9 protein-coding genes and 2 pseudogenes are annotated in these 10643 nt (G+C 69.1%); 4 read left to right on the top strand and 7 right to left on the bottom strand.

What is annotated here, in order from left to right; genetic code table 11:
- The 4 genes and pseudogenes from FJV41_RS44710 to FJV41_RS44695 form a co-directional block, all read right to left on the bottom strand.
- Positions 1-287: pseudogene (locus FJV41_RS44710) on the bottom strand (quinone-dependent dihydroorotate dehydrogenase); the annotation flags it as partial.
- Positions 288-295: 8 nt separating this feature from the next.
- Positions 296-1291, bottom strand: coding sequence for an amidohydrolase family protein (locus FJV41_RS44705; protein WP_141648753.1), 996 nt, complete (start codon positions 1289-1291; stop codon positions 296-298).
- A gap of 46 nt (positions 1292-1337) precedes the next feature.
- The gene (locus FJV41_RS44700) at positions 1338-2060 is read right to left on the bottom strand and encodes a Smr/MutS family protein (RefSeq protein WP_141648752.1); all 723 of its coding nucleotides are present in this window, start codon (positions 2058-2060) and stop codon (positions 1338-1340) included.
- A gap of 47 nt (positions 2061-2107) precedes the next feature.
- The gene (locus FJV41_RS44695; RefSeq protein ID WP_141648751.1) at positions 2108-2929 is read right to left on the bottom strand and encodes a TerB family tellurite resistance protein; all 822 of its coding nucleotides are present in this window, start codon (positions 2927-2929) and stop codon (positions 2108-2110) included.
- A gap of 55 nt (positions 2930-2984) precedes the next feature.
- On the opposite strand from FJV41_RS44695, the gene folD reads away from it, so the two are divergent.
- Together folD and FJV41_RS44685 are read left to right on the top strand one after the other, a co-directional pair.
- The gene (gene folD, locus FJV41_RS44690; protein ID WP_141648750.1) at positions 2985-3848 is read left to right on the top strand and encodes a bifunctional methylenetetrahydrofolate dehydrogenase/methenyltetrahydrofolate cyclohydrolase FolD; all 864 of its coding nucleotides are present in this window, start codon (positions 2985-2987) and stop codon (positions 3846-3848) included.
- 263 nt (positions 3849-4111) lie between these two features.
- Positions 4112-5227: an esterase/lipase family protein gene (locus FJV41_RS44685; RefSeq protein WP_141648749.1), complete on the top strand. Its 1116-nt coding sequence runs from the start codon at positions 4112-4114 to the stop codon at positions 5225-5227.
- Positions 5228-5242: 15 nt separating this feature from the next.
- Here FJV41_RS44685 and FJV41_RS44680 read toward each other — a convergent pair whose 3' ends face one another.
- The 3 genes from FJV41_RS44680 to FJV41_RS44670 all read right to left on the bottom strand — a co-directional run bounded on the left by FJV41_RS44680 (position 5243) and on the right by FJV41_RS44670 (position 8330).
- Positions 5243-5881, bottom strand: a complete 639-nt coding sequence (locus FJV41_RS44680) for a TIGR02265 family protein (RefSeq protein ID WP_141648748.1) — start codon at positions 5879-5881, stop codon at positions 5243-5245.
- 103 nt (positions 5882-5984) lie between these two features.
- Complete coding sequence (locus FJV41_RS44675; protein WP_141648747.1) at positions 5985-6605, bottom strand: TIGR02265 family protein; 621 nt, start codon at positions 6603-6605, stop codon at positions 5985-5987.
- Between the two features lie 480 nt (positions 6606-7085).
- Positions 7086-8330, bottom strand: coding sequence for an OmpA family protein (locus tag FJV41_RS44670; RefSeq protein ID WP_141648746.1), 1245 nt, complete (start codon positions 8328-8330; stop codon positions 7086-7088).
- Positions 8331-8614: 284 nt separating this feature from the next.
- Here FJV41_RS44670 and FJV41_RS44665 point away from each other — a divergent pair, with 284 nt between their 5' ends.
- Together FJV41_RS44665 and FJV41_RS44660 are read left to right on the top strand one after the other, a co-directional pair.
- Positions 8615-9559 carry an ADP-ribosylglycohydrolase family protein gene (locus tag FJV41_RS44665; protein WP_141648745.1) on the top strand — a complete coding sequence of 315 codons (945 nt, stop codon included), beginning with the start codon at positions 8615-8617 and terminating at the stop codon, positions 9557-9559.
- A gap of 409 nt (positions 9560-9968) precedes the next feature.
- A pseudogene (locus FJV41_RS44660) lies at positions 9969-10643 on the top strand (sensor histidine kinase); the annotation flags it as partial.

Raw genomic sequence — 10643 nt, 5'->3', positions numbered from 1 at the left:
GAGACGGGGGTGAGGGTGCCAATCTCCACGGCGGAGAAGCCGCAGGCGAACAGGCCGTCCACCGCCTCCGCGTCCTTGTCCAGGCCCGCGGCCAGGGCCACGGGGTGGGCGAAGCGCAGGCCCGCCACCTCCACGGCCAGCGCTTCGGTGCCGCCCCGCAGGGCCCGTCCCCGCAGGGACTGGCACAGCTCCTGGGAATGCCCCAGCTCCCTCAACCCGAAGAGGCCCAGCCGGTGCGCGGGCTCCGCCGGGAGTCGGAAGAGCAGCGAGCGAGTCAGTCCGTACATGCGCGGGCTCAGGCGGGGATGAACGACGCCTGGCGGGCCCAGGCGAGCGTCTGGTCCACCTGCTCCGGCGTGAGGATGCCGTTGTTCTCCACCAGCTCGATTTCCCGGCGCATGTCCGTCTCGAGCAGGTAGGGGCCGTCGGTGTTGATGGTGAACTTCACCTTGCGGTCCCAGAAGGTGCGGATGATGTGGCGCAGCTCCTCCACGCCCTCGACCGCCTTGGTGTGCAGGTTCGACGTCGGGCACAGCTCCAGCACGATGTCGTTCTCGCGCAGCACCTTCATCGCGTTCTCGTCATAGGCCGCGCGGATGCCGTGGCCGATGCGGTGCGGCTTGAGCTTCTCCACCACGGACATGACGCCCTCGGCGCCCGTGCCCCGCGTCTCGCCGGTGTGCACCGTGCACTTGAGCCCCGCGCGCCGCGCCCGGGCGAAGAGGTCCTCGTACTGCGCGACGACCTCCGGCTTGAGCTCCATGGCGTTGGTCTCCGTGCCGGCCAGGTCAATGCCGTACACGCCGCGCGTGCGGTACTTGATGGCCTTGTCCACCAGGATGCTGTTGAGCCGATGGTCGAACTCACGGGCCAGACAGAAGATGAAGCCCACCTTCACGCCGTACTCGAGCACCGCCCGGTCCATGCCGCGCAGCGCCGCGTGGATGATGTGGTCCAGGTCCAGCTCGGAGTGCAGGTTGCGCTTCATGGGATTGAAGCGCAGCTCAATCTGCGTCACCCGGCTGCCCCGGTACTCCTTGCCGATGATTTCGTAGACGGAGCGCTCAATCGCGCTGGGCGACGACTGAATCTTCTCCGTCCAGGTGTGGAGGATCTTCAGGTAGTCGTCCAGGCTCCCCACCTTGCCCGGACGGGAGGTGATGAGCTCCACGAAGTCGAAGTACGTCTTGACTGGGAGCTTGAAGCCTTGCTGATGGGCGATGGACCAGAGGATGTGGGGGGCCACCGAGCCGCCCACGTGGATGTGCAGGTCGATCAGTTCACGTGCCATGGCGGTATGTATGCACAGTGCCGGGCGCGCGTAAAGGATACGGCTGTCACCGTCTCAGCAGGACGTAGACAGCCCCCGTTCCTCCGTCTTGCGGACGTGCGGTGGCGAACGCCAGCACCAGTCCGCCAATCCGTTTCTGTGACAGCCACGACTTCATCAGCTCCTTCAAGACGGGCATCTGGTCCTTGGAGTGCAAACCGCGTCCGTGGACGATGAGCACGCACCGGTGGCGGGCGCGGCGGCTGTCGGAGAGGAAACGCTCCAGCGCCGCCTTCGCCTCGGGCTGCGTCTTGCCGTGCAGGTCCAACTGGCCCTGGATGGAGAAGTCTCCGCGGCGCAGGGCGCGCAGCAGGTTGCGGTCCACGCCGGGGCTGGTGCCCTCCAGGAACTCGTCCGCGCCGGAGGAGATGTCGAAGTCTCCCTGGCCGGCGACCAGCTCGGAGAGCTGCGCGAGCGCCTCCGCGTTCTCGTCGATGAGCTCCGGCAGGCGCGGGTTGGACTTGGGCGCCTCGCCCCGATTCGTGATTTGCGCCACGCCGTCCATGGCGGAATAGAAGAGGGCGGCGTCGTCCTCGGCGCTCTCTCGGGTCGGCTTCGCCTTGGCGCGCACGGGGGCGGCCGCGGGCTTGCGCTTCTCCGCCTCGGAGGCGGCGCGGGCCTGGGCCTCCTTCTTCTCCTGGTCCTGGATGGACTTGATGGCGCCCTTGAAGGGGTTGTTGTGGAACGCCTCGTCCTTCTTCTTCGGAGGGGATTTTTTCTGCGAGCTCATGGCGGGAGAAGACCTCGTCGTGGGCGATGGCGGGATGTAACCGGGGGCTACATCCCGCGCAGGCGCCGGATTTCCTCGTAGGCGTCGCGGACTTCCTGGAAGTGGCGGGCGACCTCTTCGGCGTCCTCGCCCTTCAGGTGGGCATGTTTGTCCGGGTGGAGCTCCGCGGCGAGCCGCCGGAAGGCGCTCTTTACCTCGGAGTCCGTGGCGTCGGGCGTCAGCCCGAGTACCTCGTAGTGGGCCGAGCTGTCACCCAGGTGCAGCGCGGCGATGGCGTGCTGCTCCTCGGCGGAGAGCTTCAGGCCGTCGCCCACCCGGCTGAGCACCTCGCGCTCGGAGCGCTGCAGGGAGCCGTCCACGAGAGACAGCTCGAAGAGCGCGTCCAGGAGCCGGCGCCGCTCGCTGGAAGGGAGCGCCTCCTGGCAGGCCGCCACGGCGTCATCGAGGTCGGGCGGGACGGAGATGAAGTCCTTGAGGCGCCCTCGGACGAACTCGAGCGAGTCCGGGCCGTACTTGAGGACCTCCTCGAAGTAGCGGCGAATCTCCCGGACCTCCTCGCGGCGGACTTCACCGTCGGCGCGAGCGACCTCCACGAAGAGGGCACAGAGGCTGCGCGTGAGGTGCGCGTCGGCCTCCTCCTGCACGGACGCGGCGTCGCGGGGCCCGCCCCGTCCCGCGAACGCGGAGGGCACGACGGGGGGGAAGTCGGCGAGGGCGTCGGGGGACTCGGCGGGCAGGGCGTTCATCTCGTCGAACCGGTGTCCGACGAAGCCACCCACTGCCCCAAGCAGGACAATGGCCCACGGACTGCCGATGAGCAGCCCGACACAGAGACCTATCATCACCCCGAGCACTTTTCCTGAGCCCATGGCCGCGGTTTCCCTCCCTACCGGGAAGGGAGTCTCTCATAGAGTGGGCCGCGCTATGGCCCAGTTGATCGACGGCAAGGCAGTGGCGGCGCGGGTGCGAGCCGAGGTGAAGGCGGAGGTGGATCGGCTCAAGGTGGAGCGGGGCCTCGTCCCCGGACTTGCCGTGGTGCGGGTGGGGGAAGACCCCGCGTCCAAGACGTATGTCACCGGAAAGAAGAAGGCCGCCGAGGAGGTGGGCTTCCACTCCTGGGAGCACCACCGGGACTCCACGGTGTCGCAGGACGAGCTCCTGGCGCTGGTGCACCGGCTCAACGAGGACCCCGCGGTGCACGGCATCCTGGTGCAGCTGCCCCTGCCCCGGCACATCGACGCGGACGTCATCATCTCCGCGGTGCGGCCGGAGAAGGACGCGGACGGCTTCCACCCGATGAACGCGGGCAGCCTGCTACTGGGCCGCGCGGCGACCCGGCCCTGCACGCCCCTGGGCGTCATGCGGCTGTTGGAGGAGATTGGCTGCGAGCCCTCTGGCAAGCGGGCTGTCGTCGTGGGCCGCAGCAACATCGTGGGCAAGCCGATGGCGCTGATGCTCCTGCAGCGCAACGCCACAGTCACCGTCTGCCACAGCAAGAGCGACCTGCCGAGCGAGGTGTCGCGGGCGGACATCCTCGTCGTGGCGGTGGGCGTGCGGGAGCTGGTGAAGGGCGCGTGGATAAAGCCGGGCGCGGTGGTCATCGACGTGGGGATGAACCGCAAGGAGGAGGACAACAAGCTGGTGGGTGACGTGGAGTTCGCCGCCGCCTCCGAGCGCGCGTCCTTCATCACCCCCGTGCCCGGCGGCGTCGGGCCCATGACCATCGCCATGCTCATCCGCAACACGCTCGAGGCGGCCATCCGGAGTCTTGTCCCTTCCTCCTATTGACAGTCTTTGGGGCGCTGACGTGTGTGTTTCACGACGCTCCTGGAATTGGCCGCCCCGGGGAGCCGCGTCATCGCTAGTAAAGGCAGACGCTCTCCGACGAGTCCTTCGCCGGGCCTGACTGCCCGGTTGTCTCGCGTCGCACGTTGTTCGTCGGTGGGTGCTGGCCAGAGGGAACGGGCCGGACACGAGCCGTGCGGGTGGCGGGGCTGCCCGCAGAGGCGCTGAGGGCCCACGCGAGCAGGCGTGGGTGAGGAGTGAGCGACATGAGAGGGATTCAGACAGGGTTGGCGCTCGTCTGCGCCTGGTGGATGGGAGGGGAGGGCGTCGCCTGGGCACAGCAGGCGCGGCGCACGCTTCATCCGGTAGTCTTCGCGCATGGCCTGTCCGGCTATGACGACCTGCTGGGCTTTGATTACTTCGGGGACGAGCTGGGCAACTTCGTGGGGGATGCGTGTGACGAATTGCTGGAATTGAGCTGCAACCCCTACCTGGACTCGGGACAGCGGGCGTTCGGCGCGCAGGTGCAGGCCTTCCAGTCCTCGGAGGTGCGTGGGCTGGACCTGGCGTCCGATATCGAGGGCGTGCTGGCGACCACGGGCGCGACGCGGGTGAACATCGTCGGCCACTCGCAGGGCGGCATCGACGCGCGCAAGGCCGCAAAGGTGCTCTTCGAGCGGCAGGGCCGCGCCGTGGTGGACGTCATCGTGAGTGTGTCCTCGCCGCACCGGGGCTCGCCGGTGGCGAAGTATGTGTTGGACCTGGGGCCCGGGGTGACGTCCGTTGCCTCCGCGCTGGCGAACATCTTCGGCGACATCATCTACAAGCCGGGCAACGACGGCATCGCCGCCGTCAAGCAGCTCATCTACAACGACGCGGACGCCACGGACGGCATCGTCACGGGCATGAAGGCCTTCAACGCGGCCAACCCCATGGACGCGCGTTATGCCTCCCACTATGCGTCGCTGCTCACCGCGCAGGCAGGGCTGGAGGTCAATCCCGCGTTCTTCCTGGTGCGCCTGGCGTTCTATGACATCGACGGGGACGGGTTCTGCGTCGACGACTGTGACAACGACGGCGCGGCGGGGCAGGGCGACGGCGTGCGCAACGAGCGCGATGACGACGGCGTGGTTGGCATCAACTCCCAGCAGATGGGGCCTCGGCTGCGCTACACGGACGCGCCGCTCGGGCTGGACACCATCACCGTGGACGGCTCGCTGGGGCCCGTCACGGACCTCAACGCGCCCGGCAGCGCGCAGATGACGTCGCTGTCCAGCGTCCTGGACCAGGACCACCTGGACGTCGTCGGCTTCGGCCCGGACCTGTTCGACGAGCTGGGGTTCTACGCCGCCATCATCCACTACATCAGCCAGAACGAGTGACGCGGACGGCGTGACTCATTCCCAGGCCAGGGCGTAGTCGCAGTCCAGCAGCCGTGGCTCATGACCCTCGACGCGCACGTCCCTGGCGCCGAGGGTCTGCAATACGGCGAGCAACACCCCCTGGTGATACGGAGGAGGCATGAAGTCGCGCCGCATGTGGAGACAGCCCTTGCGCTCGCTCTCCCACGACACGTGCCGCTCACCGTAGCTGACGGACGCGGAGTACCCCCACGGCAGGTGTTCGACGAGCCGGCGGGGTGAGCCATTGGCCGCGGTCAGCAGCGTCCTTCCCAGCGCCGACGCGAGGAAGTCCCGCGTGGCCTGCGCCCCCATCGTCTCCAGGGCCCTGTCGAAGCCGCCGAGTCTGGGCGCGAGCAGCCCGGCGGCGCAGTACGACAACCGGAGGAAGTCATTGATGGGGTAGAGGAAGAAGGGGACGAAGCGGCGCTCCTTGGAGGTGGTGAGGCACCGGGCCCGGGCCGCCTCTCCGGCCACGCGGCGCACCACGTCCAGCACGCCCAGGAAGAACATGCCTCGCGCCTTGTCGCGCGACGTGGTCAACGCCAGTCTTCTCGCGAGCTCCGTGAGGGGGTCGACCCCGCCGCGCTCCTCGCCCATCTCCAGACCCTCGTCCCTGTGCGTGCTCGCGTCCATGTCATGGTCGTACGCCGCTTGTCTGGGAAACCCACGCCCTCCTCGGGAGGAGTTGAGCGACACTTCACATCCGCCGCCCCTGATGACGGCATGGCGGCGTTTCCTACGCCCAGGACATGACGTATTCGCAGTCCAGCAGGCTCAAGGGCCGTCCGCGGACCCTGGCGACGCGCGTCCCCACGGCCTGCAACACCGCCAGCAACACCCCCTCATGGTAGGTGTGCGGCATGAAGTCCCTGAACACGTTGAAGCAGCCCTCGTGCGCGCCCGTCCAGGTGACATGGCGTTCGCCATAGGTGACGGCGGTGCGATAGCCAGACGGAAGATTGTTGATGAGTCGACGCGGATCTCCCGCGGCGAGCATCAGGAAGCTGCGGCCCACCACCGAGTCGAGGAAGTCATGGGTCGCCTGCGCGCCGATGATGCGCATCGCCGTCTCGAAGCCGCCGAGTCTGGGCGCGAGGACTTCCGCCGCCGCGAAAGACATCCGGAGGAAGGCGCTGACTGGATAGAGGAAGAAGGGGACGAAGCGCCGCTCGCCGGAGGCCGCCAGGCAGCGGGCCGCCGCCGTCTCTCCTGATTCGCGGCGCACCACATCCAACACGCCCAGGAAGAACATGCCCCGGGCCCTGTCTTCGCTCGCCGTCAGTCCCAGTCGCCGTTCCAGCTCGCACCCAGGGTCGATGACTTCTCTTTCCCTGCTCCGGAACGCAATCACTGTCATGGGCTCCCCCCCGACATGGAAGTTGAGTCAGGAGGCGCGCGGCCCCCGGACTCGCTCCTGAAAGTGAGGCAATCCGAGTACTCTGAAAAGCCCGGCCGGGTGCGACGCGGGTCGGTGTGTGCTGTCTCAGTGGGGACAGTTGCAGGCACCTTCCAGACGAGGGGCTGGGACAGAAGGCTCATCCCCACCGCGCCGCGAGGTGATGGCCAATTCACAGCGCGGACCGCCAGGCATGCGGGATGTGGCGGCTTCTGGTCGTTGCGTCCCACTCATGGAATGAACGCACGGTGTGTTCACACGTCGCAGGCCGAGCCCCCTGCGGGCCACGGCGCGATGTGCCGTGGGATGACGCGGGAGGGCGAGCTCGCTGTCCGTCGTCGACGACATGACGCGTCGGGCCCCCACGTGTTCTTCCACGCGGAGGCCCGACCCGTGCTCGTGTCTGACGACGCGCCCGGCGGACCGGGGACGTCCGAGGACTCAGCGGCTCAGCACCTGGACCTCGATGCGGCGGTTCATGTCGCGACCCTCCGTGGTGGTGTTGGGCGCCAGGGGCTGCGCGGCACCCACAGCGGCGACGTCCACGCGATTGGCGGAGATGCCATCATCGACGAGCGCGGAGCGCACCGCCTCCGCCCGACGCTTCGCCAGCTGGCTGTTGACGGTCGCATCACCCGTGGCATCCGTGTGGCCGGTGATGCGCACGCGCGAGTTGGGCTTCTCACGCAGCACCGAGGCCAGCTGCCCCACGCTCGCGTCGCTCTGCGGCGTCAGCGTCGCGGAGCCTTCCTCGAAGGCCACGCCCGCCAGGATGAAGCTGCGCGCGCCGCTGTCGATGGCCTGCCGCATGCCCTGTGCATCCCGGGCCACCGGCGGCGTGGTGCCCGCCGTGCCGCCGCCACCCACGCCGGTGTCCGTCGGGCGCTGCTGTGGCTGCGGCTGCGCCTGGGGCCGCGCGGGCTCCGTGACGGCCGCCTGCTCGCGCCGGGGCTCACTGCGGCGTCCGCGCGTGAGGAACCAGCCCGCCAGCAGCGCGAGCAGCGCCACCGGGATGACCCAGGAGAGGTTTCTCTTCTTGGGCTCCGCGTGGTGAACCGGCGCCCGTTCGATGGGCTGCTGCCGCCGCACCGTCTCCACGGTGGGGATGGCGCGCGTCTCGTGGACCTCCTCGACGACGCGGGGCCCCACCGCCGCGGCGGCGCCACCGATGCCCAGGATGCTGCCCAGCCCCGCGGGCAGCGCGGACGACAGCAGCGACTTCTGGCTGCCCAGGAGCTGTCCCAGCCCCGCGGCGCCCATGCGGTTGTCACGCACGTGCTTGCCGATGACGCCCATGATGACGGGAGCCACCAGGGCCATCATCCCGCCCGCGGACTTGCTGTTGCTGAACCCGCTGGAGCGACCGAGCGCACTGGTGATGCTGCCCAGCTTGTCTCCAAACAGGCCACTGAGCATGCCCTGTCCCTTCTCCTCGGTGTCCGCGGAGAGGATGTCTTCCTTGCCCGCGTTGGGCCCCGTGAAGCCGCCTTCGTTGAGCTGGGACATCAGCCGCTGGGCGCCTGCTTCCGTGGAGCCTCGCTCAGCCACGCTCCCGCCTACCGCGGCGATGGCACCGGGCAAGGCCTTGCCCAGTGTGCTGGGGTCCTCGCCCATCGCGGAACCCATCTGCTGCATCACGTTGCCCGTGAAACGCTCACGCACCATGTCGATGAGGTTGAAAGCCATGCGAATGCCTCCTCCGTGGTTCGGCACCAGTTGGCCCGGTGCGGGGAGTCGCTCATCGCCTGCATGGCGCCGGGGGCTCCGGAGCGAACGACTCTTCAGGGGACGAAAGTGCGGACCGCCTTGCTGGGGAACATCACCCTGGCGGCGTGCTCGGGCAGGGGGGCCGTTGCACGCCTGCTCCCGGAAGACCCCTTGCCGCCTCCGCGCCGTGCCGGCTTGACGGCGGGCGGGCGTGGGCGCCAGCGTCCAGTCCCGGACGCTGGGCGAAGGACTGGAGGGGGTTCGTGGTGACGCGCGAGGAGCGAATCGAGGGAGGGCTGCTGGGGCTGTTGGTGGGAGACGCCCTGGGCGTGCCTTACGAGTTCCACCCGTCGGAGAGGATTCCCTCGGCGGACGCGATTGAGTTCGAGCCCCCCGCGGGCTTTGGTCGCTCCCACCCCGACGTTCCCCCCGGGACCTGGTCCGACGATGGCGCCCACGCGCTGTGCCTGTTGGACTCGTTGCTCTACCAGGGGCGGCTGGACCTGGAGGACCTGGGCCGGCGCCTGGTGAACTGGCGGGAATGGGGTTACCTCGCGGTGGATGGTCAGGTCTTCGACGTGGGCATCCAGACGGACCGGGCCCTGTCCATGTTCCGCGCCGGAGTGCCGGGGACGAGCTCCGGACCTTCGGGTCAGCAGGACAACGGCAATGGCTCGCTCATGCGCGTGCTGCCGCTCGCGCTGTGGCATCGCGGGACTGACGCGGAACTCGCCTCCGACGCCATGCTCCAGTCCCTGGTGACGCATGGCCACCTTCGCTCGCGGGTGTGCTGCGCGCTGTACTGCCTCTGGGCCCGCCGCGCGCTGGAGGGCTTGGACCGTCCCTGGGACGCCGCGCTGGAGGCCTTCCGGGCGCTGCATCCCGAGGGCACCGAGGCCCGCACGGAGCTGGACGATGCCGTCCTTCCGCGCGGCGCCGAGGACACGCCCGGTCGCGGCTCCGGGTATGTGGTGGACTGTCTGCGTTCAGCGCGCGACTGCGTGGCGGCCGGCGGCGGCTACGAGCAGGTGGTCCGCGCCGCGGTGCGACTGGGCAATGACACCGACACCACGGCGGCGGTGGCGGGCGGCGTCGCGGGAGTGCTGCTGGGCGCGCGGGCCATTCCGGAGCGGTGGCGTTCGGCGCTGCGGGGGCGCGAGCTGCTGGAGCCGCTCTTGCGCAAGCTGCTGGTGCACGCCGCACGCTGAGCTGAAGGGATACCGCGGGCCTCGCTCCGCCCACCCCCCCGGGGGCGGAGCGAGGCCTTCAATCCAACGCCAGCCGTCGGGGAGTCCACCGGCCCGGGCCAGAGCAGGCTCCGGCCTGCGTGGGCCGCGTCCTCCGCCATCACCACGCCGCGATGATATGTCCAGGGCGGCTTCCTGCAACTCGATTTAAAGCCGGATTGACCGGATGTCATCGCGTCTGGCTTTGGAATTGTACCCAGGTACAACGCCTGCCATTGGAGCCCGCAGCGCCCCGCCGCCCACGAGGCCGGGACAGGTGTTGGCGACGCCACAACCGGTTAAAGCGGAAAGAACTGCATTGCTGGATATGCGCGGCGCGTTAGTATGGGGCGGATCCTGAGGGGCCAGCACGGCCGGGGTGAGCCTGAGGATGTCGAAGAACCAAGAAGCGGATGCGCTCGCGGGACGGGCGTTGGCGAGTCATCTGGGCACGCTGGAGGTCATGCGTCCCACGCCGCTGGCGGCGGAGCCCGGGCGACAGGATTCCAAGCTGCTGGACGCGGCGCTGGAGTCGCGCGTGCGGTGGCTGTTGTCGGAGTACTTGAGCGCGGTGCGAAGGCGGGCGGATGGGCTGTGCATCTGGCTGATGGGGGGGCAGTGGCTCTTCGCGCTCGCCCTGGCAGTGGTGACGTCCGCGCACCCGTGGGACTGGAGGCTGCGCCCCAGTCCGGAGCCGCTGTGGGTGGCGCTGCTCCTGGGCGGGCCGCTGTGCATCATCCCGGTGACGCTGGCACTGGTGCGGCCGGGCGCGGTGGTGACGCGGCAGGTGATGGCGGTGACGCAGGTGTTGTGGTCCGTGCTGCTCGTGCATCTGTCGGGCGCGCGGCTGGAGACACACTTCCACGTCTTCGGCTCGCTGGCGCTCCTGAGCTTCTATCGGGACCCGAGGGTGCTGCTGACCGCGGGCGTGACGGCGGTGGTGGCCCACGTGCTGCGAGGGATTGGCTGGCCGGAGCCGGGGGCGACGTTCTCCGGAGCGCCGGGGTGGAGCGTGCTGGAACTGGCGTTCTGGGTGGGGCTGGTGGACGGGGTGCTGGTGCTCGCG

The organism is Myxococcus llanfairpwllgwyngyllgogerychwyrndrobwllllantysiliogogogochensis, from assembly GCF_006636215.1.
Taxonomy (GTDB): domain Bacteria; phylum Myxococcota; class Myxococcia; order Myxococcales; family Myxococcaceae; genus Myxococcus; species Myxococcus llanfairpwllgwyngyllgogerychwyrndrobwllllantysiliogogogochensis.
This window is presented reverse-complemented; position numbering and strand designations above follow the sequence as displayed.

Bases quoted from the DNA above. Each gene is read 5' to 3' on its own strand.
- FJV41_RS44685 (WP_141648749.1), top strand. From the start codon at position 4,112: ATGAGAGGGATTCAGACAGGGTTGGCGCTCGTCTGCGCCTGGTGGATG.
- FJV41_RS44705 (WP_141648753.1), bottom strand. From the start codon at position 1,291: ATGGCACGTGAACTGATCGACCTGCACATCCACGTGGGCGGCTCGGTG.
- FJV41_RS44670 (WP_141648746.1), bottom strand. From the start codon at position 8,330: ATGGCTTTCAACCTCATCGACATGGTGCGTGAGCGTTTCACGGGCAAC.
- FJV41_RS44695 (WP_141648751.1), bottom strand. From the start codon at position 2,929: ATGGGCTCAGGAAAAGTGCTCGGGGTGATGATAGGTCTCTGTGTCGGG.
- FJV41_RS44680 (WP_141648748.1), bottom strand. From the start codon at position 5,881: ATGGACGCGAGCACGCACAGGGACGAGGGTCTGGAGATGGGCGAGGAG.
- FJV41_RS44700 (WP_141648752.1), bottom strand. From the start codon at position 2,060: ATGAGCTCGCAGAAAAAATCCCCTCCGAAGAAGAAGGACGAGGCGTTC.
- folD (WP_141648750.1), top strand. From the start codon at position 2,985: ATGGCCCAGTTGATCGACGGCAAGGCAGTGGCGGCGCGGGTGCGAGCC.
- FJV41_RS44675 (WP_141648747.1), bottom strand. From the start codon at position 6,605: ATGACAGTGATTGCGTTCCGGAGCAGGGAAAGAGAAGTCATCGACCCT.